Below are 20,032 nucleotides of genomic sequence, written 5' to 3' on the forward strand. Positions count from 1 at the left end.
CGCGGGTGCGCGCGGGAGGGAAGCATCGTGATCGCAGTCGTCGGGCACAGGGACCTCGGCAGTCGGACCCTGGAGCTGGTGGAGGCCGAACTCGGAGCACGGCTGGGCCGGTTGGCGGAGGGCGCCGCCGCCCTGGTGCGGGCCGGGGCCGGGCTGCCGGTGGTGTTCGGGCGGGCCGCCCGGGAGGCGGGACGGAAGCTGACGGTGCTGCTGCCGTCCCAGGGCGCGGTGCCCGCCCCGCTGCCGGAACCGGACCGCTCGGCCGCGGGTGAACTCCTGGTCCTGGCCGAGCAGGTGCGGCTGCTGGCCTTCGACCCGGCCGACCGGGACGCCTGCGTCGGCGCGGACGAACGGCTGGTGGCGGCCTGCCGGACGGTCCTCGCGGTGTGGGACGGATCGCCCTCGGACGGTGAGGACGCCACCGCGCACCTGGTCGCTTTCGCGCGGGCGCGCGGCATCGCGGTGGAGGTCGTCTGGCCGGCCGGTTCGGCACGGGGGCGACGGTGAACCGGCCGCAGGACGACGTACCGGCGGGCCGGGCGGACACCACGGCGTGCCCGGACGGGCCCGGGGACACGGGCCACGACGAGGAGTGCGCCGGAGCGCGGCGCGGATTCGGCTGGCTGCTGATCGTCACCGCCGCGCTCGGGCTGCTCTCCTCGTTCGTCATCACGGTCGACAAGTTCGAACTCCTCGTCGACCCCGGCTTCGTACCGGCCTGCTCGCTCAGCCCCGTGGTGTCCTGCACCAGCGTGATGACCAGCGACCAGGCATCGGTCTTCGGCTTCCCCAACCCGCTCATCGGGCTGATCGGCTTCGCGGTGGTGCTGGCCACCGGCGCCGGGCTGCTCGCCGGGGCCCGCTACCGGCGCTGGTACTGGCTGGGACTGAACCTCGGAGCCCTGCTCGGTGTCGGCTTCTGCATGTGGCTGATGACCCAGGCGCTGTTCGAGATCGGTGCCCTGTGCCTGTGGTGCATGCTCGTCTGGGCGGTCACGATCTTCGTGTTCTGGCACACCACGGTGCACAACCTGCGCCACGGGGTGCTCCGGGCACCGCGCGCCCTGGTGGCGGCGGTGCTGGAGTTCCCGCTGGTGGTGCCGGTGACCTGGTGCCTGGCCGTCGTCATGCTGATAGCAGTCCGGTTCTGGCCGTACTGGCGGAGCCTCCTGTGACCGCGCCCCTGCCGGTGGTGTCGAGATGAAGGTGCGCCGACGGAATCCCGGCGGCGGCCAGCCGGGCGGCGGCCTCCTGCCCGGCGCCGGCCGGGGCGGCCTCGGGGGAGAGCGCCACGAAGGCGTGCTGCCGGGCCGCGGACCGCGCCCCGGACTCCCCGAGAAGGGCCCCCGGAGCGTCCGGAGCGACGACGGTCAGCCAGGGCCGGTCGCGCCGGAACGCCGCCAGGGCCGCAGCGTCGTACATCTCCTCGCCCGCCCCCGCACTCCCCGGACCGCCGTGGACCAGCAGCAGCCGCACCCGGTGCACCCCCGCCCGGTCCGCGTCGATCCGCTGGAGCAGGGCCTTCATCGGGGCCCAGCCCGTGCCGGAGGCGAGCAGCAGCAGCTCGGCCGAGAGCAGATGGTCCGGCAGGACCAACGCACCGCGCGGCGCCCCGATCCGGACGGTGCCGCCCGCCCGCGTCCCGTGCACCAGCGCGTCGCTCACCCCGCCGGCGCCCCGGGCCCGTACGTGGAACTCCAGCTCGCCGTCCGGGTGCGGGGCGCGGGCCAGGTAGTAGGGGCGCCAGGCCTGCTCCAGCAGCGGCGACTCCAGGGACGCGTACTGCCCGGCCTCGAAGGCGTACGGCTGGTGCGGACGGACCCGCAGCACCGCGAGGCCGGGGCCGCGCAGCTCGTGCGCGACCACCGTCGCCTCCCAGCTGGGCGGTTCTGCGATGGCCTCGTCGGCTCCCCGGACCATCGCCGAGACCGCCAGACGCAGCATCCGCAGCCAGGCGTCCTCCAGCGCACCGGTCCACCGGATCCCGGCCCGCAGCCGCAGCGCCTCGATCAGCGCCTCCTCGAACGCCGCGAACTGCGCGGGGCGTACCCCGAGCTTGCGGTGGTCGCGGCCCAACTGGCCGAAGACGCGTATCAGTTCGTCGGTGCGGTGCAGATTGCCGATCAGGTAGTGGAAGATCGACGCGAGGTGGTCCCGCTGGAAAGCCATCGACTCCGGGAACAGCGCCCGCAGATACGGATGCCGCTCGAACAGGACCCGGTACAGGGCCGCGATCAGCTCCTCCACCGGGCCCACCAGCGGCAGCGCGTCGCTGATCAGCAGCTGGTCGGCGGTGCCGTCGTAGGCCCGGGGGGCCTCGGCGGTCCAGCGGTCCGTACGGCTGTCGGCCGGGGCCAGGATGCGTCGTCGCAGCCGCATCGCGTCGTGCCGGGCGAGCAGTGCGTGGTAGTCCTCGCCGGAGGTGTTCATGGGCCGGTTGCTCCTTGGTGCAGCGCAGTGGGGGTGGCCGGAAGAGAGACGTCCGCGAGCGCCCGGACGATCTTGGCGGCGTCAGTATGGCACCGGGGCCCACCCGCTGACCGGCCCCTGGCCACAGGGCCTTTCGGCCCTGTTCAGACACCGTTCACCGTGCCTTCGCACCCCCTTCGAACCGTCCCCGGAGCCGGGCACATACTGGTCCCGGCCCTCTCCCCGAACCGATCGAGCCTGATGTGAGTGAGTTCGCGAATCCCGCACCGAGCATGACCACCCGGCCCCCGGCCCCCGCACCGTCCACGGCCCCCGTACGCGTCTTCATCCTCGACGACCACGAGGTCGTTCGGCGCGGTGTGCGCGATCTGCTGGAGGCCGAGGACGACATCGAGGTGGTCGGCGAGGCGTCCACCGCCCGGGAGGCGCTGGCCCGGGTACCGGCCACCCGGCCGCAGGTCGCCGTCCTGGACGTACGCCTCGGCGACGACCAGGGCGGGGACCACGCGGGGATCGAGGTGTGCCGGGAGCTGCGCGCCCTGATGCCCGAGCTGGCCTGCCTGATGCTGACGTCCTTCGACGACGACGAGGCGCTGTTCGACGCCATCATGGCGGGGGCGGCGGGCTATGTGCTCAAGCAGATCAACGGCGCCGACCTGATCACCGCCGTACGCCGGGTCGCCTCCGGCAGTTCGATGCTCGACCCGCGCACCACCGCCCGGGTCATGGAGCGGCTGCGCGGCGCCGAGCAGCAGCCGCCCGCCGAGCCGTCCGAGGCGGCCCAGCTGGACGGACTCACCCCCCGGGAGCGGCAGATCCTCGACCTCATCGGCGAGGGGCTCACCAACCGGGAGATCGCCGAGCGGCTGTTCCTGGCCGAGAAGACCGTCAAGAACCGCATCTCCTCGATCCTCGCCAAGCTGGGCGTGGGCCGCCGCATCCAGGCCGCGATGCTCGTCGGCCGGGTCAAGGAACACCGGGGCTGACGGGACCGCGCCCCGGGCGGGGTCCAAGGGCCGTCCCGTGCTCCCGACGGGCGGGCGACGGCCGCTACGGCACCTCGCCGCGTTGTCGGAACGCCCGCACGCATCCAGTGTGCGGGCGCACCTCCGCCCTCGCGCCGCGCCGCATCCGGCGCCGCCCGCCGATCCGTCAGGGACGACGGACGGCCCTCAGTCGTGCAGGGGCGCGCGCCAGACGATCCGGGTGCCGCCGTCCCCGGGCCGCTCCACACGGAGCGAGCCGCCGCACAGCTCCGCCCGGGTCCGCATGTTGGCCAGCCCGCCGGAGCGCCCGGCAACCGGTCCCGAACCGGCGGCGGCCAGTACCCCGTCCGGGATCCCGGCGCCGTTGTCGGTGACGGTCAGGGCCACCGCCTCGTCGGCGACGAGCTCGATGCCGATCCGGGTGGCGCGGGCGTGCCGGGAGGCGTTGGAGACCGCCTCGGCGGCCACCGCCACCAGATGCTCGGCCAGTTCGTCCGGGACCGTGGTGTCGACCGGCCCGTCGATCCGCAGCGAGGGCTGGAACCCCAGGGCGGCCGCCGCGGTGCGGGCGGTCTCCGCCATCCGGTGCCGCAGCCCGCCGCGCCCCGCCCGTTCCGCCGTCCGCAGATCGAAGATGGTGGACCGGATGATCCGGATCGTGGTGTCCAGGTCGTCCACCGCCCGGCTGACCCGCTCCGCCGCGCCCGGCCGGTCCGCGATGGCCCGGGTGGTGCTCTGCAGGGTCATCCCGGTCGCGAAGAGCCGCTGGATCGCCAGGTCGTGCAGATCACGGGCGATCCGGTCCCGGTCGTGCATCACGGCCAGCTCCTCGGACTCGGCCCGTCCGCGGGCCAGCTCCAGGGCGATGGCCGCCTGGTCGGCGAAGCCCGAGACCAGCGCGATCTCCGTCTCGTCGAACGGCGGTCGGTTTGCCGGCCGCCCCAGCCGCAGCGCCCCGCTCGCCCCCGCGTCTACCCGCAACGGGACCGCCACCACCGGCCCGAGCCCTTCCTCGGCCCCGTCGCCGAACGGATGGGCCCGCGGATCGGCCGTCACGTCCGCGCAGTGCACCGGCGTACCCGTACGGGCCGCGAGCCCGGCCAGCGACCCCCGCGCCGGGACGGACCGCCCCATGACCCGCCCGGCGTCCCGGCCGTGGGCGACCGCGACGGTCAGCCGGGCGTCGGCGCCCTCCCCGGCCCCGGGCGCGGCGGCGGACGGCGTCGGCAGCAGGATCGCGGCCCGGTCGGCCCCCGCCACCTCCATCGCCCGCTCGGCGATCAGATGGAGCACCTCGTCGGCGTCCGTCCCCGACAGCAGGCTGCGGGTGATCTCGCCGAGCGCCTCCAGCCGCCGTTCCCGGCGGCGGCTCTCGTCGTACATCCGGGCGTTGTCGATGGCGACCCCGGCCGCGATCGACAACGTGGTCAGCAGCGACTCGTCGTCGGCGTCGAAGTCCGCCCCGCCCCGCTTCTCGGTCAGGTACAGGTTGCCGAAGACCTCGTCCCGGACCCGGATCGGCACCCCGAGGAAGGTACGCATCGGCGGATGGTGCGGCGGGAAGCCGAAGCTGCGCGGATGGCTGCTCAGATCGGTGAGCCGCAGCGGCTCCGGACGGTGGATCAGCTCACCGAGGATGCCCCGCCCGCACGGTGTCTGGCCGATCTCGGCGGCCGTCGGCTCCGATATGCCGACCGTCAGGAACTCCAGCAGTTTCTGCCCGTCCCCGACGATGCCGAGCGCCCCGTACTCCGCGTCGGTCAGCGTCACCGCGGCCTCCACGATGCCGCGCAGCACCTCGGGCAGCTCCAGACCCCGCCCCAGGCTCATCACCGCGTCCAGCAGACCGCGCATCCGGTCCGGCCGGCTCGGCTGCGGCCAGGCGGCCGGGGCGGCGGACACGGCCGACGCGGCGGATACCGGGCAGCGGGAGCCGCGCGGGGGCGCGGGGGAGGGGACTTCACCGGGGGAGCCGGGCGCCGTGGGTGCTGTCTCTGTCATTCGGGGTGCCGCTCTCAGGGTCCGTGTGCCGGGGAATCGCTCACCGGATCACCGCGGGGCTGGAACCGGTCCACGGACGGTCAGCCTACGGCAGCCGCCCGGCCGGCCCCGGGCCGCACCCGCGTAACCCGGGGGCCGGGGGTGGGGCCGGTCGGCCGCCTGGGGCCCCGCGCGTAGGGCCGGTCGTCCCGGTGAACGGTACCCGTCGGTCCCTGGAGGCCCTTCGGCGCCGCGGCCAGCATGGTGCGGCCGGGAAGGTCCGGCCCGTCCCCCCCGTGATCCACCGGACCTTCCCGACCGCTCCCCGCGCCCCGCACGGCGGGGGAGCGCTCGTGGAACGCAAGAGCTGGAGGACACGGTCCGGTGGACGCAATGGAAAAGCAGGGCAGCCCGGCAGCCCCCGTACAAGGGCCCCTGCCCCCCGGCCCCGACCGGCCCGGCCGCCGCTCCCGCGGCCGGATCGTCGTCTCGTGGCTCACCACGACCGACCACAAGCAGATCGGCACGCTGTACCTCGTCACCGCGTTCCTGTTCTTCCTCGTCGGCGGTGTGATGGCGCTCGTGATGCGCGCCGAGCTCGCCCGGCCCGGGACGCAGATCATCTCCAACGAGCAGTTCAACCAGGCGTTCACCATGCACGGCTCGGTGATGCTGCTGCTCTTCGCGATGCCGCTGTTCACCGGATTCGCCAACTGGCTGATGCCGCTCCAGATCGGCGCCCCCGACGTGGCGTTCCCGAGGCTGAACATGCTGGCCTACTGGCTGTTCCTCTTCGGCTCGCTGATCGCCGCCGCGGGATTCCTCACCCCGCAGGGAGCCGCCGACTTCGGCTGGTTCGCGTACGCCCCGCTCTCCGACGCCACGCATTCCCCGAGCATCGGCGCCGACATGTGGATCATGGGCGTGGCGCTCTCCGGATTCGGATCCATTCTCGGCGCGGTCAATTTCATCACCACCATCATCTGCATGCGCGCCCCCGGAATGACCATGTTCCGGATGTCGATCTTCACCTGGAACGTACTGCTGACAGCTGTGCTCATCCTTCTGGTCTTCCCGGTCCTGGCGGCTGCGCTCTTCGCCCTGGAAATGGACCGGAAATTCGGTTCGCACATCTTCGACCCGGCCAACGGCGGTGCCCTGCTCTGGCAGCACCTCTTCTGGTTCTTCGGCCATCCCGAGGTCTACGTCCTGGCGCTGCCGTTCTTCGGGATCGTCTCCGAGATCGTCCCGGTCTTCTCCCGCAAGCCCATGTTCGGCTACATCGGCCTGGTCGCCGCGACGATCGCGATCGCCGGCCTCTCCGTCACCGTCTGGGCCCACCACATGTACGTGACCGGCGGCGTGCTGCTCCCCTTCTTCTCGTTCATGACCTTCCTGATCGCCGTACCGACCGGGGTGAAGTTCTTCAACTGGATCGGCACGATGTGGAAGGGATCGCTCTCCTTCGAGACCCCGATGCTCTGGACCACCGGATTCCTCATCACCTTCGTGTTCGGCGGACTGACCGGCGTCATCCTGGCCTCACCGCCGCTCGACTTCCATGTGTCCGACTCGTACTTCGTCGTCGCGCACTTCCACTACACGCTCTTCGGAACGGTCGTGTACGCGATGTTCGCCGGATTCCATTTCTGGTGGCCGAAGTTCACCGGGAAAATGCTCGACGAGCGGCTCGGTAAAATAACGTTCTGGACGCTGACGGCCGGATTCCACCTCACCTTCCTGGTCCAGCACTGGCTCGGTGCCCAGGGAATGCCGCGCCGGTACGCCGACTATCTCGCCGCCGACGGATTCACCGCGCTCAACACCCTCTCCACCATCGGGTCGTTCCTGCTCGGGCTGTCGTTCCTGCCCTTCTTCTACAACGTCTGGAAGACCAGCCAGTACGGCGAGAAGGTCACCGTCGACGACCCCTGGGGCTACGGCCGCTCCCTGGAATGGGCCACCTCCTGCCCGCCGCCCCGGCACAACTTCACCGCCCTGCCCCGCATCCGCAGCGAATCCCCGGCCTTCGACCTGCACCACCCTGAGATCACCGCACTCGAATCCGCCTCGCACTGATCCGCCCCGCACCGCTTCCCGAGGAGTGCCACCGATGTCCCACGGAGTGCTGGCGGGAGGAGTCCTCGTACTCCTCGCAGCCGGAAACGTCTGGTACCTGCCCGCCTACCTCGACCTCCGGGCCGGTCCGGACCGGCCGCGCTCACGCCGTCCCGCGGCGGCGGCCGTACTGACCGGCTGGGGCACGGTGCCCCTCACCCCGCTCCTGCTGCTCCTGTCCGTGGCCCCGGGCCTGGCCGTCCTGCCCGCGGTGACCGGTGTCACCGCGGTGATCTGCCTGGCCGTCCGGTCCCGGCTGCTGCGGGCCCGGGAACAGCGCGAGGAGGAGGCCCGCTGGTCCACGCTCTTCCCGGTACGGGCCACCGGGAGCAGGGAGGACGTATAGACGAACCGCGAGACACGCACGGCAGGCGACAGCCGTGGAACCCCCGCCGGACGGTCCCGGCGGGGGTTCCCGCGTCCTCGGGGCACCGCCCGGGGCGGTACGGGAGCCGATGACCGGCGGCCGGTCAGGGCCGGGGCACCGCGGCGCGGTCGCCCTCCCGGACGGCGATCCGGGCGAGCTTCGTCAGCATCATGCCGTTGCGGATGGAGGCGAGGTAGTCGACGGGGAGTCCGTGCATGCGGGTACCGGGGCCCCGAAGCGGATGCCATTCGAGGAGGAAGAGGGTGTTCCCGCCCCACGGGATCAGGTTCATGGCGATACGGGCCGCGCCGAAGGGGGACGCCTTCGCCTCCAGCTCCAGACGGCGCCCGGGTTCGCAGATGCGGACGGTGCAGGTGTCGTCCAGGGTGACGGGGCCGAGGCCCACCCGGAACCGCAGCCGGGCGCCGACCTCGGGCCAGTGCGGGTCGACGGCGGTGATCTCCTGTGTTCCCGAGACCCACTCCCCGTACCGGCTGCCGTCGGCCAGCAGGTCCCACACGGTGGATGGCGGGCTCAGGATCAAGCGGCGGTTCCGGGACACTGCGACGCCTTCTCTCCGTCGGGGACAGCCCCCGCCCGACGCTACCGGGAGCGCGCCGCCCCGGCACGCGCGGCGGACCGCGTGTCGCCGGACGTGCCCCTCGGCCGTCCCACCAGTGCGTCCCCCTCCGGGCTGCGCCGGTAGCGCACGACGCGCCGGTCCCGTTCCCGCAGGACCAGACCGGAGCGGTGCAGCACCCCCAGGTGGTACGAGACCGTGGCCGGGGCCAGCCGGAGCCGTTCCGCCAGCTCGCCGGTGGACCGAGCCACGTCCAGGTCGCCCAGGAGCGCGGCCCGGCTCCGGCCGAGGAGCTTCCCCACCGCCGGGGTGCGGGGGCGGTCCGCCACGGCACCGAGGCCCGCCGCCGGGTAGAAGAGGGCGAAGTCGCCGGACGCCTCCAGTTGCACGCCGACGTCCGGGTGGATCGTCGGCACCAGCACCACCTCCCGGTCGGCCAGACGGATCTCCTCCTCGTACACGCCCCGGTGCACGTCGATCCGCCCGCCCGACCAGCCGATCTTCGGATGCAGGGTGTCGAGGAGGTGCCCGATCCCGTGCCCGGCCATTTCCCGCGAGCGCATGGCGACGTCCGCTTCCAGGGCGGTGCGCAGTCCGGTCCAGTCGTCCGCGACCGCATCCGTCCAGAACTGCCGCATGCCGTTGGCGACCCGTTGCCCGAACTCGCCCGAGTCCAGCGCCGACCGCAGCGCCGCGGGCAACGGACCGCCACCGAACCGCACCGTCGCGACCTGGTGGGCGGCGTCCTCCTCGGGCGTCGCGTCCATCGCGGCCAGCTGTTCGTCGAAGACGTGCCCCGAGGGGCCGCGGGACGGCAGCGGAGTCAGCAGGTCGGGCATGTAGGTGAGCCCGCTCCGCTCGTCGGGCTGGCACCACGCGATCAGGGCGACGTCCGGCCTGCGCAGCGCCCACCGCGCCGCGGGGCCCGGATCGCCCAGGAGCGGATGACGGCGCCCCGCCATCGCGTACCGCAGCAACGACACCACATCGTGCGCCGGGGACAGCGCGAGCCGGACCCTGCTCAGCGTCCCGGCGTCGGGAAACACGGATATCACGTCTGCGGAGCGTAGGCGCACGCACTCCATTCGAAGCAGATCGAATCATTAACAGGCTTGCTCCGAACGGTAGTTGTCTTGATGCGGCGCCCACGTCCGGTGGGCGCCGAGCATCACGGACAGGAGATCACCATGCCGGCAAGGAGCAAGCGCGTCGCGGCGGTACTGGCAGGAGCGGCCGCCCTGTGCACCGCCCTCACCGTCCCCGCCCAGGCCGCCCACACCGCGGGCGTCGGGGCGCAGGTGAAGAGCTGCTACGGCAGTGCGCGCTCGTACACGGCCCAGGCGGGCGACACCACCCACCCGGCGCACTACCCCAACTACGGACAGTGGACCTGGGTCCGGGGCAACTGCGGCGACATCAACATCAAGCCCGGCGCCACCCGCGACGTCCAGGTCTGCACGCACAACAAGTGCCACGGCTGGATCACGGCGCCCGCGGGCCGGTGGACGGTGATCTTCTCCAACTCGACACCGGGCGCCGAGTACTACCTGAACTTCAGCGGGGCGGCCACCAACTCCGGCCTGCTCGCGGACTGACCGACGCGCAGCGCTGCCCCCCTCGGGGGAGGGGGCAGCGCCGCTCCGGGCCGCCCCGCCCGGCCACCGCAAATCCCCTCATGTCCATGCCCGTCCCGCAGGGCCTTCCGGCCCTGGGGGGAGGACCGGGGGCGCGATATGGGAGCGTGGAAGGGTGAGTGAGACGACGACTGAAACCCTCCAGTACCGATTCGACGGGCCCGAGGACGCGCCGATCCTGGTCCTCGGCCCCTCGCTCGGGACGTCCTGGCACATGTGGGACCGGCAGATACCCGAGCTCACCCCGCACTGGAGAGTTCTCCGCTACGACCTGCCCGGCCACGGCGGCGCGCCGGCCCGCCCCGCCGGTGCCGTCGGCGACCTCGCCGACCGCCTCCTCGCCACCCTCGACGGCCTCGGCGTCCAGCGCTTCGGCTACGCGGGCTGCTCCATCGGCGGCGCGATCGGCGCCGACCTCGCGCTCCGCCACCCGCACCGCGTCGCCTCCCTGGCCCTGATCGGCACCTCCCCCCGGTTCGGCAGCGCCGACGAGTTCCGCCAGCGCGGCGTCGTCGTCCGCACCAACGGCCTGGAGCCGATGGCCCGCACCGCGCCCGAGCGCTGGTTCACCCCCGGCTTCGCCGCCGCCCAGTCGGCCATCGTCGACTGGGCCGTCCAGATGGTCCGCACCACCGACCCCGGCTGCTACATCGCCGCCTGCGAGGCCCTCGCCTCCTTCGACATCCGCGGCGAGCTCGGCCGGATCACCGCCCCCACGCTCGTCCTGGTCGGCTCCGAGGACCGGGTCACCGGACCCGGGGACGCCCGCACCCTGGTCGCGGGCATCCCCGACGCCCGCCTCGCCCTGGTCCCCGGCGCCTCCCACCTCGCCCCGGTCGAGCAGCCCGCAGCCGTCACGGACCTGCTGCTCACCCATTTCTCCACGGCCTGGCAGGACACCCTCGCCGCCATCCCCGTACCGGCACCGATCCCGCAGCTCTCCGCCCCCGTGCTGCCCGTCGCGGAGATCACCGCCGCCACGCCGCAGCCCCCGGACGGCGCCGGACGGCCCGACCCGTACGAACCCGGGCTGAAGCTCCGCCGCGAGGTGCTGGGCAACGCCCATGTGGACGGGGCCCTGGCCGCCGCCGACGACTTCACCGAGGACTTCCAGGAACTCGTCACCCGCTACGCCTGGGGCGAGGTGTGGAGCCGGGAAGGACTGGACCGGCGCACCCGAAGCTGCGTCACCCTCACCGCCCTGGTCGCCTCCGGCCACCTGGAGAGCCTGGCCGCGCACGTCCGGGCCGCGCTGCGCAACGGCCTCACCCCGACCGAGATCAAGGAGGTGCTGATGCAGACCGCCGTCTACTGCGGCGTGCCCGCCGCCGGTGCCGCCTTCTCCGTCGCCCAGACCGTGATCCAGGAGGAAACCAGGCCCCGGCCGTAGCAGGATGGGCCCATGGACGCCGTGAACCCCGCGCAGCCGACGCTGACCAAGAAGATCCACTCCTGCATCCGGCTGGAGAAGGACGGGCGCACGCTCGTCATCGACCCGGGCGCCTTCTCCGAACCGGACGCCACCGCCGGGGCCGACGCACTGCTGGTGACGCACGAGCACCCGGACCACTTCGACGAGGGCCGGCTGCGCGCGGCGCTGGAGGCCGACCCGGCCGCCGAGCTCTGGACCCTGCGCAGCGTCGCCGACCGGCTGGCCGCGGCCTTCCCCGGCCGCGTCCACACCGTCGGCCACGGCGACACCTTCTCGGCGGCGGGCTTCGACGTGCAGGTCCACGGCGAACTGCACGCGGTGATCCACCCGGACATCCCGAGGATCACCAACATCGGCTTCCTCGTCGACGGCCCGGACGGCGCGCTCTTCCACCCGGGCGACGCGCTCACCGTCCCGGACCGGCCGGTCGACACGCTGATGGTCCCGGTGATGGCCCCCTGGAACAAGATCTCCGAGGTCATCGACTACGTGCGCGAGGTTGCCCCGCGCCGCGCCATCGACATCCACGACGCCCTGCTCACCGATCTCGCCCGGCCGATCTACGACACCCAGATCGGTGCGCTGGCCCCCGCCGACCACGGCCGGCTCGCCCCCGGTGAATCGACCGGCCTGTGACCGCCGCCGGTCCGGCGGCTGTCGGTGCCACCCGCTAGGTTTACGTACATGCGCATCGCCACCTGGAACGTCAATTCGATCACCGCCCGGCTCCCGAGGCTGCTGGCATGGCTGGAGAGCACCGGCACGGACGTGCTGTGCATCCAGGAGACCAAGTGCGCCGCCGAGCAGTTCCCGGCGGACGCGCTCCGCGAGATCGGCTACGAGTCCGCGGTCCACGCCACCGGCCGGTGGAACGGGGTGGCGCTGGTCTCCCGGGTCGGCCTGGCCGATGTCGTCGAGGGGCTGCCGGGCGGCCCGGAGTACGACGGGGCGCAGGAGCCGCGGGCGATCTCCGCGACCTGCGGCCCGGTCCGCGTCTGGTCGGTCTACGTGCCCAACGGCCGCGAGGTCGACCACCCGCACTACGCGTACAAGCTGCGCTGGTTCGAGGCCCTGCGCAAGGCGGTCGCCGAGGACGCCGGGGGCGCGCGGCCGTTCGCCGTGCTCGGCGACTTCAACGTGGCCCCGACCGACGAGGACGTCTGGGACCCGGCACTGTTCGAGGGCGCCACGCACGTCACCCCCGCCGAGCGCGCCGCCCTCGCCGCGCTGCGCGAGGAGGGGCTGTCCGACGTGATGCCGCGCCCGCTCAAGTACGACCGCCCGTACACCTTCTGGGACTACCGCGAGCTGCGCTTCCCGAAGAACAAGGGCATGCGGATCGACCTGGTCTACGGCAACGCCCCGTTCGTCGCCGCCGTCGAGGACAGCTACGTCGACCGCGAGGAGCGCAAGGGCAAGGGAGCCTCCGACCACGCCCCGGTGGTCGTGGACCTCGGCGTCTGAGCCCACTGCGCGGGCCCGCTGTCCGGGCCGTTGTCAGTGCCCGGGGCTAGCGTGGTTCCCGTCCCTGATCACGCTTGCTGGCTGCTTGCTGCGACCGAGGACGGCCCCGCCCGTTCAGCGCCGGGCGGGGCACACGATCCCGCGGTTCAGGCGGCGGGAGCCCCGGCGTTCGCCCCGGCTCCCGCCCCTGCCCGTGCCCTTGCCATGACCCGCAGGGCGGGCCCGAGGGCCAGGGCCGTCAGCAGGGCGCTCACCCACAGCGGCGCCCGGAAGCCGAGCCCCGCGTCGATGGCCAGCCCGCCCAGCCAGGGGCCGAGCGCGGCACCCACGTTGAACGCGGCGGTGGCGAACGATCCGGCGAGCGTCGGCGCCCCCGGAGCCAGCCGGAACACCCACGAGATCAGCGCCGTACCGGTACCGAACGCGAGCATCCCCATGACGAGCACGGACGCCACCGTCGCGTACGTGTTCCCCGAGGCCGGGGCGAACGCGGCCCAGCCCGCCACCAGCGCCACCAGCCCGCCGAGGGTGAAGGCGACCGGCCGGCTGTCGGCGAACCGGCCGGCCGCCGTGACGCCGAGGAACGAGCCCGCCCCGAAGAGCGCCAGCAGCCCGGGCACCCAGGCCGGGTCCAGCCCGGTGACCCGGGTGGCCAGCGGTTCGACGTAGGAGAACGCGCAGAACGTCGCGCCCTGCACCAGCGCCATCGTCAGCAGGGTCAGCAGCGGGCGCGGGGCGGCCAGGGCCCGCAGCTCGGCACGGACGGGCACCAGCTCCGGCTCCGACTCCGGCCGCCCCGCGGGCACGCTCCTCGCGATCACGAGAACGGCCGGTACGGAGACCAGGGCCACGGCCCAGAACGCCGCCCGCCACCCCCAGTGCCCGCCCAGCAGCGCACCGGCGGGCACCCCGGCCACACAGGCGAGGGTCACGCCACCGACCACCACCGAGGTGGCCCGGGCCCGGGCCCCGGGACCGGCCAGGGAGACCGCAGTGACCAGGGCCACCGACCAGAACCCGGCGTTGGCCAGCGCCCCGACGACCCGGGTCGCCAGCAGCAGCCCGTACCCGGGGGTGAGCGCGCCGACCACATGGACGGCGCAGAAGACGCAGAGGAAGAACACCAGGGCGCGGCGGCGCGGCCAGTTCCGGCTGAAGAGCGCCGTCAAGGGCGCCCCGACGATCATCCCGACCGCGAAGGCCGAGGTCAGCAGCCCTGCGGCAGGGATGGACACGTGCAGGTCGGTGGCGATGTCCGAGAGCAGACCGGACAGCATGAACTCGGAGGTGCCCTGGGCGAAGACGGCGAGCCCGAGCGCGTATACGGCGAATGGCATGAAGAAACCCCATGGAAGACCGGCAGAGGGACCGAGCAGGGGTGTGGGCCCGCACCCGCCCCGAGGGAACGGGACGGCAACGCGGAAGAACGCCCGGAGTGTTCACGGACGTGACCCGGCGGATGCGCACGGGAGGAACGCGGGCCCACACGGAGGTGGTCCTGCGGCGATGGCCTGGCGACAGCGGATCGGCCACCGGAGGACCGGTGGCTAGCCTCTGTCGGACTCGGGGCTGGACATGCGCACGAAGGTACCAGCCCGGAACGTTCCGCCTCCACCTTTGGGGCCCGCCCGGTCCCGTACCCCGGTACGCGGCCGAAGGGCCGCGCGCCCTGTGGTGTCCGGCGCGCCCGGAGTGCGACCCTGAGTGGTATGAACATCCCTTTCTTGGACAACTGGCGTAAGCGGCACGGCGAGGTGCGGGAGGCGGGGCTCGCCGCTGCGTTCGCGGACGACCCCGACGGGGTGGCGGAACTCCTCGCCGAGTGCGAGCTGCTCCGGGTCCGGGTGGAGGAGCGCGGGCTCCGGCTGGACGACAGCCCGGCGTCGTTGGCGGCGCTCGACCAGCTGCCGCCGCGCTGGCGCGACGACCCGGAGGAGCTGCCCTGGCTGGGCAACGACGCCGGGCTGTACCTCGGAACGGTCCTGGTGCGGACCGTCCCCGGCGCGGTCTGGGGGATCCGGCCCGGTGGGCAGCCCGTGGTGCGGCTCGCCTCGGGGCGGGAGATCGACGTGGTCGGGGCCGGGCTGGAGTGGGCGATGGCGGGCAGCCCCGAGCTCTCGCAGGTGTACTCGGAATCCGCCGAAGGCTGAGGGTCGTCCCGTCATCCCGGGCGGGCGTGCGACGACAAGCACATAACACGCCTTATGGCCTGTTTATGCGTGTCGGGGGCGAAGTCCCTTTTCGGGCTGGATAGTTTGCGCTGACCTCGGTACAGAGAAAAGTGGGTAGGGCAGCGTATGGCCGTCGATCCGTTGATCGAACTGCGGGACGTCAACAAGTACTACGGGCAGTTGCACGTACTGCGGGACATCAATCTCACCGTGGGCCGCGGGGAGGTGGTGGTGGTCATCGGCCCCTCGGGCTCCGGCAAGTCGACGCTCTGCCGGACCATCAACCGGCTGGAGACGATCGAGTCCGGCCGGATCGCGATCGACGGCAGACCTCTTCCCGAGGAGGGCAGGGGCCTGGCCGAGCTCCGGGCCGAAGTGGGCATGGTCTTCCAGTCGTTCAACCTGTTCGCGCACCGCACCGTGCTCGCCAATGTCTCGCTCGCCCAGCTCAAGGTCCGCAAGCGGAAGAAGGACGAGGCCGACCGGCGCTCCCGTGAACTGCTGGAACGGGTCGGACTCGCCGCGCACGCCGACAAGTTCCCCGCCCAGCTCTCCGGCGGCCAGCAGCAGCGCGTCGCCATCGCCCGCGCCCTCGCCATGGACCCCAAGGCGCTGCTCTTCGACGAGCCCACCTCGGCGCTCGACCCGGAGATGATCAACGAGGTCCTGGAGGTGATGCAGCAGCTCGCCCGGGACGGGATGACCATGGTCGTCGTCACGCACGAGATGGGCTTCGCCCGGTCCGCCGCCAACCGCGTGGTCTTCATGGCCGACGGGCGCATCGTCGAGGACCGCACCCCCGAGGCGTTCTTCACCGCTCCGGAGAGCGAGCGCGCCAAGGACTTCCTGTCCAAGATCCTCAAGCACTGACAGGGAGTTCCGTGTTGCGTACGAGAAAAGCCCTGGCCGTCTGCGCCGCCCTCCTGCTGGCCGCGCTCGCCGCCGCCTGCGGCAAGGAGGGCAGCCCGCCGGTGAAGGGCCCCAGGCCCGACCAGCTCCCGGTGTACCAGGTCGACACCGCCTTCCGGCTGCCCGCCTCGCCGACCTGGACGAAGGCGAGGAAACGCGGCTACCTCCGGGTCGGCGCCAAGGAGGACCAGCCCTACCTGGGCGAGAAGGACCCGGCGACCGGTGTCTACTCCGGCTTCGACATCGAGATCGCCAGGATGATGTCGGCCTCGCTCGGCTTCGACCCGAAGACGATCCGCTTCCGGACCATCGCCTCCGCCAACCGCGAGACGGCGCTGCAGAACGGGCAGATCGACTACTACGTCGGCACCTACACCATCAACGCCATGCGCAAGAAGCTCGTCGGTTTCGCCGGCCCCTACTACATGGCCGGCCAGGGCCTGCTCGTCCGCACCGACGAGCACGGCATCAACGGGCCGCAGGACCTGGACGGGAAGACCGTCTGCTCGGCCGCCGGATCGACCCCGTACCAGCGCATCGCCGCCGACTTCCCGAAGGCGATCCTGGTCTCCTACGACACCTACTCGATCTGCGTCGACAACCTGCTCACCTACCAGGTCGACGCCGTCACCACCGACGACGCCATCCTGCTGGGCTTCGCCGCCAAGGCGCCCGACGAGATGAAGGTCGTGGGCAAACCGTTCTCCCGGGAGCCCTACGGCATCGGGGTCCCGCGCGGCGACAACGCGCTGCGGTTCGCGCTCGACGACGCGCTGGAGGCCAACCAGAAGAACGGCAACTGGAAGAAGGCGTTCGAGGCCACGCTCGGCCTGTCCGGGGTGCCCGCGCCGAAGCCGCCGCCCATCGACCGCTATCCGGCCGCCTGAGGGGCGGGCAACGAACATGAACGTACTCACCGACAACTTCTCGCTCTACGGCAAGGGCTTCCTGGGCACGGTCGAACTGACCGTCTACTCCTCGGCCCTGGCCCTGGTCCTCGGCTTCCTGATGGCCTCCTGCCGGGTCGCCCCGGTCGGCTCGCTGCGGGTGATCGGCACGGTCTGGGTGACGGTGCTGCGCAACACCCCGCTGACCCTGCTGTTCTTCGCGGTTCTGCTCGGACTGCCCCGCTTCGGCCTCGTCCTGCCCTTCAAGGTCTTCGCGGTCCTCGCGCTCGGCTGCTACACCTCCGCGTTCATCTGCGAGGTGCTGCGCTCGGGCATCAACACCGTGCCGACGGGGCAGGGGGAGGCCGCGCGCAGCCTGGGCATGACGTTCGGCCAGACGCTGAGCACCGTGGTCCTGCCGCAGGCGTTCCGGACGGTGATCCCGCCGGTCGGCTCCACCCTCATCGCCCTCGCCAAGAACTCGGCGATCGCGGGGGCGTTCAGCGTCACCGAACTGCTCGGCACCTACAAGACCCTCAACGAACTGGGTTACAGCATCATCTGGTCGTTCGTCTGGATCGCCGTCGGCTACCTGATCATCACCCTGTCCATCAGCGCGCTCTTCAACGTGCTGGAGAAGCGCTGGGGAGTCGCCCGATGACCACCCGCACCGCACCCGCGGCCACCGCCCTCTACGACATCCCGGGCCCGGCCACCCGCAAGCGCCACCGGGCCTACGGGATCGCCACGACGGTCCTGATCCTCGCCCTGATCGGCTGGGTGGTCTACCTGCTCTTCGACACCGGGCAGTTCACCGCCGCCAAATGGACCCCCTTCGCGTACAAGGGCATCCAGGAACTGCTGCTGCGGGGGCTGGGCAACACCCTCAAGGCGTTCGCGTACGCGGCGGTGCTCTCGCTGCTGCTCGGCGCCGTCCTCGCGGTCGGCCGGCTCTCCGTGCACCGGGCGGTGCGCTGGATCGCGACGGTGCTCGTCGAGTTCTTCCGTGCCATGCCCGTACTGGTGATGATCTTCTTCATCTTCGTGGCGCTGAAGGTGCAGCCGCTGCCCGCCCTGGTCACCGGGCTGACCCTGTACAACGGCTCGGTGCTCGCCGAGGTCTTCCGCGCCGGGATCAACTCGGTCGAGCGAGGCCAGGGCGAGGCCGCGTACGCCCTCGGCATGCGCAAGACGCAGGTCACCACGTTCGTGCTGGCCCCGCAGGCGGTGCGCGCCATGCTGCCCACCATCATCAGCCAGTTGGTCGTCGCGCTGAAGGACACCTCGCTCGGCTACCTGATCACGTACGAGGAATTTCTGCACGCGGGCAAGCTCATCGCGTCCAACCTCGACTACGATCTTCCCTTCATCCCGGTGGTGATGGTGATCTCACCGATCTACATCGGGATGTGCATGCTGCTCTCCTGGTTCGCGACCTGGGTGGCCAAGCGGGAACGGCGCAATCCGAAGATGAAGGCCGTGGAGATCGCACCGGCCGAACCGGGAACGCTGCTGCCGGGAGTGCAGTAGCCGGGGCCGCCGCGAGGCGGTCCCAGCAGAGCGGTGCCCGCCCGGCAGCAGCCGGTGATCACTTCTCGTACGGGACGACGGGCCCGTGCACCGGGCCTTCCCGGGCGAGAAGAAGGTCAGCTGCGCCGGCCGGGCGGTGCTCGACCAGCTGCCTTCCCGCCGGAGCGCCGGTGCGCCGGTGGGGAAGGCAGCGGTTCACCCCTCGCACCGCCGTCCTGGGCACCGGCCTCCACACCACTACAGGGCGCTCTTCGCCTGCCAGTCGGCCCACGACACGTTCCACGCCCCGTAGCCGTTGCCCTCGGCCACGGTGCCCTTGGCGTCCGCGCCGGTGATCTCGAACGGGTCGCCGGCCCGCACCTGCCCGTACAGCGCACCGGCGTTCGCGTCGCTCATCCCGACGCAGCCCGAACTCCGGTTGGCCACACCGAAGTAGGACGCGTTCCACGGCGCGGCGTGCGCGTACATCCCCGACCAGGTCAGCCGCATCGAGTAGTCGACCATCTTGTCGTAGGCGTCACCGAGGCCGACCGTCTCGGAGCGCATGTTGATCGTGCCCTCCTTGGACATCAGCACGGCCGTGCCGCGCCAGGACGCCTTCTCGCCGCCGGGGGTACCGGCCGACATGGGCACGTCCAGCACGGTCCTGCCGTCCCGCTGCAGCGCCAGTCGGTGCCGGTCGAGGTCCACCTTCACGACCTGCGCGGCGCCGATCGTGAAGGTGGTCCGGTAGTCGCGGACGAACCAGCCGCCGGACGGTCCGGAGTCGACGCCGTTGAGGTCGGCGTCGAGCGTGACCTTCGTACCGGACTTCCAGTACTCCTTGGGCCGCCAGTCGACGCGGTCCTTGCCGGAGTAGTCCTGGAGCCAGCCCCAGGAACCCTCGGTGTTGTTCGAGGTGGAGACCTTCAGGGCCTTCTCGACGGCCGCCCGGTCCTTGACCGGGTTGTCGAAGACGATCGACAGCGGCTGGGCGATCCCGACCGTGGTGTCCTTGCCGGGGGCCAGCGTCAGCTTGTTGACCTTCTGCGCGGCGGTGGTGGTGAACCCGGCCTTCGCGCTGCCGCCCTGCGCGGTCCTCGCCTCGATCCCGTACGTGGTGCCGGGGGCGGCCGGGCGCTCGGACGTCCAGGTCCGGCCGTCGGCGGATATCCGGCCGGTCAGCGCCGCGCCGCCGTCCGCGCTCACCGTGACCGCCGTCAGCTTCCCGCTGTCGAGCGTCACCTTCACCGGCTTGCCCGGGACGGCCCGGTCACCGCTCAGGTTCACCGAGATCCGCGCCTTTCGGGGGGCCGGATCGCCGTCCTTCGCCGAGTCCGACGCGGCCGCCCCGGAACAGGCGGTGAGCAGGGACCCGAGCACCGCGGAACCGGCGACCAGGGAGAGCCGGACCGGGCGGCCGAGCGGGGCGGTACGGCGTACAGCGAACAACGGAAATACCTCCAAGGCATTGCTTCTCGCCGAGGAAGACCCCCAGGTCAGGCGCCCGGGTTCCGCAATTCGGCCGAAAACCGTGAAATGTGTCGTACGCCACGGAGTCCGGC

General features: G+C 72.1%; 20 protein-coding genes. 14 read left to right on the top strand and 6 right to left on the bottom strand.

What is annotated here, in order from left to right; genetic code table 11:
* Window positions 1-27 precede the first annotated feature (27 nt).
* Both ACIQGQ_RS18195 and ACIQGQ_RS18200 read left to right on the top strand, forming a co-directional pair.
* Window positions 28-507 (top strand): hypothetical protein, encoded by a 480-nt coding sequence (locus ACIQGQ_RS18195; RefSeq protein WP_402396760.1) that lies wholly within the window; start codon window positions 28-30, stop codon window positions 505-507.
* Window positions 504-1,175: a vitamin K epoxide reductase family protein gene (locus ACIQGQ_RS18200; protein ID WP_402396763.1), complete on the top strand. Its 672-nt coding sequence runs from the start codon at window positions 504-506 to the stop codon at window positions 1,173-1,175. Before ACIQGQ_RS18195 ends, ACIQGQ_RS18200 begins: the two co-directional genes overlap by 4 nt.
* On the opposite strand, the gene ACIQGQ_RS18205 is transcribed toward ACIQGQ_RS18200, so the two are convergent.
* Window positions 1,126-2,430 carry a globin domain-containing protein gene (locus tag ACIQGQ_RS18205; RefSeq protein WP_402396766.1) on the bottom strand — a complete coding sequence of 435 codons (1,305 nt, stop codon included), beginning with the start codon at window positions 2,428-2,430 and terminating at the stop codon, window positions 1,126-1,128. The two genes, ACIQGQ_RS18200 and ACIQGQ_RS18205, sit on opposite strands and share 50 nt — an antisense overlap.
* Window positions 2,431-2,702: 272 nt before the next feature.
* Between ACIQGQ_RS18205 and ACIQGQ_RS18210 the strand changes: the two genes are divergently transcribed.
* Window positions 2,703-3,416 (top strand): response regulator, encoded by a 714-nt coding sequence (locus ACIQGQ_RS18210; RefSeq protein ID WP_402396769.1) that lies wholly within the window; start codon window positions 2,703-2,705, stop codon window positions 3,414-3,416.
* A gap of 186 nt (window positions 3,417-3,602) precedes the next feature.
* Here the strand turns inward: ACIQGQ_RS18210 and ACIQGQ_RS18215 are convergent, their stop codons facing one another.
* Window positions 3,603-5,270 carry a GAF domain-containing protein gene (locus ACIQGQ_RS18215; protein ID WP_402396929.1) on the bottom strand — a complete coding sequence of 556 codons (1,668 nt, stop codon included), beginning with the start codon at window positions 5,268-5,270 and terminating at the stop codon, window positions 3,603-3,605.
* A 519-nt stretch (window positions 5,271-5,789) separates the two neighbouring features.
* On the opposite strand from ACIQGQ_RS18215, the gene ctaD reads away from it, so the two are divergent.
* On the top strand, window positions 5,790-7,475 hold the full coding sequence (gene ctaD / locus ACIQGQ_RS18220) for a cytochrome c oxidase subunit I (RefSeq protein ID WP_402396932.1): 1,686 nt from the start codon (window positions 5,790-5,792) through the stop codon (window positions 7,473-7,475).
* 34 nt (window positions 7,476-7,509) lie between these two features.
* Window positions 7,510-7,860 carry a hypothetical protein gene (locus ACIQGQ_RS18225; protein WP_402396771.1) on the top strand — a complete coding sequence of 117 codons (351 nt, stop codon included), beginning with the start codon at window positions 7,510-7,512 and terminating at the stop codon, window positions 7,858-7,860.
* A 124-nt stretch (window positions 7,861-7,984) separates the two neighbouring features.
* Here the strand turns inward: ACIQGQ_RS18225 and ACIQGQ_RS18230 are convergent, their stop codons facing one another.
* On the bottom strand, window positions 7,985-8,443 hold the full coding sequence (locus tag ACIQGQ_RS18230; protein WP_402396774.1) for an SRPBCC family protein: 459 nt from the start codon (window positions 8,441-8,443) through the stop codon (window positions 7,985-7,987).
* Window positions 8,444-8,484: 41 nt separating this feature from the next.
* Window positions 8,485-9,516 (bottom strand): helix-turn-helix domain-containing protein, encoded by a 1,032-nt coding sequence (locus ACIQGQ_RS18235; protein WP_402396776.1) that lies wholly within the window; start codon window positions 9,514-9,516, stop codon window positions 8,485-8,487.
* Window positions 9,517-9,648: 132 nt separating this feature from the next.
* Here ACIQGQ_RS18235 and ACIQGQ_RS18240 point away from each other — a divergent pair, with 132 nt between their 5' ends.
* From ACIQGQ_RS18240 to ACIQGQ_RS18255, 4 genes are all read left to right on the top strand, one after another.
* Window positions 9,649-10,056 (top strand): hypothetical protein, encoded by a 408-nt coding sequence (locus ACIQGQ_RS18240; RefSeq protein WP_402396778.1) that lies wholly within the window; start codon window positions 9,649-9,651, stop codon window positions 10,054-10,056.
* A 154-nt stretch (window positions 10,057-10,210) separates the two neighbouring features.
* Window positions 10,211-11,485, top strand: coding sequence for an alpha/beta fold hydrolase (locus ACIQGQ_RS18245; RefSeq protein WP_402396781.1), 1,275 nt, complete (start codon window positions 10,211-10,213; stop codon window positions 11,483-11,485).
* Between the two features lie 12 nt (window positions 11,486-11,497).
* Window positions 11,498-12,163: an MBL fold metallo-hydrolase gene (locus ACIQGQ_RS18250; RefSeq protein WP_402396784.1), complete on the top strand. Its 666-nt coding sequence runs from the start codon at window positions 11,498-11,500 to the stop codon at window positions 12,161-12,163.
* A gap of 48 nt (window positions 12,164-12,211) precedes the next feature.
* Window positions 12,212-12,991, top strand: coding sequence for an exodeoxyribonuclease III (locus ACIQGQ_RS18255; RefSeq protein ID WP_366297816.1), 780 nt, complete (start codon window positions 12,212-12,214; stop codon window positions 12,989-12,991).
* A 146-nt stretch (window positions 12,992-13,137) separates the two neighbouring features.
* Here the strand turns inward: ACIQGQ_RS18255 and ACIQGQ_RS18260 are convergent, their stop codons facing one another.
* Entirely contained in the window at window positions 13,138-14,328 is a 1,191-nt protein-coding gene (locus ACIQGQ_RS18260) for a Cmx/CmrA family chloramphenicol efflux MFS transporter (protein ID WP_402396787.1), read from the bottom strand.
* A gap of 372 nt (window positions 14,329-14,700) precedes the next feature.
* Here ACIQGQ_RS18260 and ACIQGQ_RS18265 point away from each other — a divergent pair, with 372 nt between their 5' ends.
* The 5 genes from ACIQGQ_RS18265 (at window position 14,701) to ACIQGQ_RS18285 (ending at window position 18,488) form a co-directional block, all read left to right on the top strand.
* Complete coding sequence (locus ACIQGQ_RS18265) at window positions 14,701-15,141, top strand: DUF6278 family protein (RefSeq protein ID WP_402396789.1); 441 nt, start codon at window positions 14,701-14,703, stop codon at window positions 15,139-15,141.
* A gap of 147 nt (window positions 15,142-15,288) precedes the next feature.
* Entirely contained in the window at window positions 15,289-16,032 is a 744-nt protein-coding gene (locus tag ACIQGQ_RS18270; protein WP_366297813.1) for an amino acid ABC transporter ATP-binding protein, read from the top strand.
* A gap of 14 nt (window positions 16,033-16,046) precedes the next feature.
* On the top strand, window positions 16,047-16,958 hold the full coding sequence (locus ACIQGQ_RS18275) for a glutamate ABC transporter substrate-binding protein (RefSeq protein ID WP_402396793.1): 912 nt from the start codon (window positions 16,047-16,049) through the stop codon (window positions 16,956-16,958).
* Window positions 16,959-16,974: 16 nt separating this feature from the next.
* Window positions 16,975-17,619 carry an amino acid ABC transporter permease gene (locus ACIQGQ_RS18280; protein ID WP_402396795.1) on the top strand — a complete coding sequence of 215 codons (645 nt, stop codon included), beginning with the start codon at window positions 16,975-16,977 and terminating at the stop codon, window positions 17,617-17,619.
* A complete protein-coding gene (locus ACIQGQ_RS18285; protein ID WP_402396797.1) occupies window positions 17,616-18,488 on the top strand; it encodes an amino acid ABC transporter permease in 873 nt (290 codons plus the stop codon). Before ACIQGQ_RS18280 ends, ACIQGQ_RS18285 begins: the two co-directional genes overlap by 4 nt.
* Before the next feature lie 237 nt (window positions 18,489-18,725).
* Here the strand turns inward: ACIQGQ_RS18285 and ACIQGQ_RS18290 are convergent, their stop codons facing one another.
* Window positions 18,726-19,919 carry an Ig-like domain-containing protein gene (locus ACIQGQ_RS18290; protein ID WP_402396799.1) on the bottom strand — a complete coding sequence of 398 codons (1,194 nt, stop codon included), beginning with the start codon at window positions 19,917-19,919 and terminating at the stop codon, window positions 18,726-18,728.
* Between the last annotated feature and the right edge of the window lie 113 nt (window positions 19,920-20,032).

Origin of the sequence: Streptomyces sp. NPDC092952 (assembly GCF_044754785.1) — a bacterium.
Taxonomy (GTDB): Bacteria; Actinomycetota; Actinomycetes; order Streptomycetales; family Streptomycetaceae; genus Streptomyces.

Bases quoted from the DNA above. Each gene is read 5' to 3' on its own strand.
- ACIQGQ_RS18270 (WP_366297813.1), top strand. From the start codon at position 15,289: ATGGCCGTCGATCCGTTGATCGAACTGCGGGACGTCAACAAGTACTAC.
- ACIQGQ_RS18280 (WP_402396795.1), top strand. From the start codon at position 16,975: ATGAACGTACTCACCGACAACTTCTCGCTCTACGGCAAGGGCTTCCTG.
- ACIQGQ_RS18225 (WP_402396771.1), top strand. From the start codon at position 7,510: ATGTCCCACGGAGTGCTGGCGGGAGGAGTCCTCGTACTCCTCGCAGCC.
- ACIQGQ_RS18215 (WP_402396929.1), bottom strand. From the start codon at position 5,270: ATGCGCGGTCTGCTGGACGCGGTGATGAGCCTGGGGCGGGGTCTGGAG.
- ACIQGQ_RS18255 (WP_366297816.1), top strand. From the start codon at position 12,212: ATGCGCATCGCCACCTGGAACGTCAATTCGATCACCGCCCGGCTCCCG.
- ACIQGQ_RS18205 (WP_402396766.1), bottom strand. From the start codon at position 2,430: ATGAACACCTCCGGCGAGGACTACCACGCACTGCTCGCCCGGCACGAC.
- ACIQGQ_RS18285 (WP_402396797.1), top strand. From the start codon at position 17,616: ATGACCACCCGCACCGCACCCGCGGCCACCGCCCTCTACGACATCCCG.
- ACIQGQ_RS18210 (WP_402396769.1), top strand. From the start codon at position 2,703: ATGACCACCCGGCCCCCGGCCCCCGCACCGTCCACGGCCCCCGTACGC.
- ACIQGQ_RS18260 (WP_402396787.1), bottom strand. From the start codon at position 14,328: ATGCCATTCGCCGTATACGCGCTCGGGCTCGCCGTCTTCGCCCAGGGC.
- ACIQGQ_RS18240 (WP_402396778.1), top strand. From the start codon at position 9,649: ATGCCGGCAAGGAGCAAGCGCGTCGCGGCGGTACTGGCAGGAGCGGCC.
- ACIQGQ_RS18265 (WP_402396789.1), top strand. From the start codon at position 14,701: ATGAACATCCCTTTCTTGGACAACTGGCGTAAGCGGCACGGCGAGGTG.
- ACIQGQ_RS18250 (WP_402396784.1), top strand. From the start codon at position 11,498: ATGGACGCCGTGAACCCCGCGCAGCCGACGCTGACCAAGAAGATCCAC.
- ctaD (WP_402396932.1), top strand. From the start codon at position 5,790: ATGGAAAAGCAGGGCAGCCCGGCAGCCCCCGTACAAGGGCCCCTGCCC.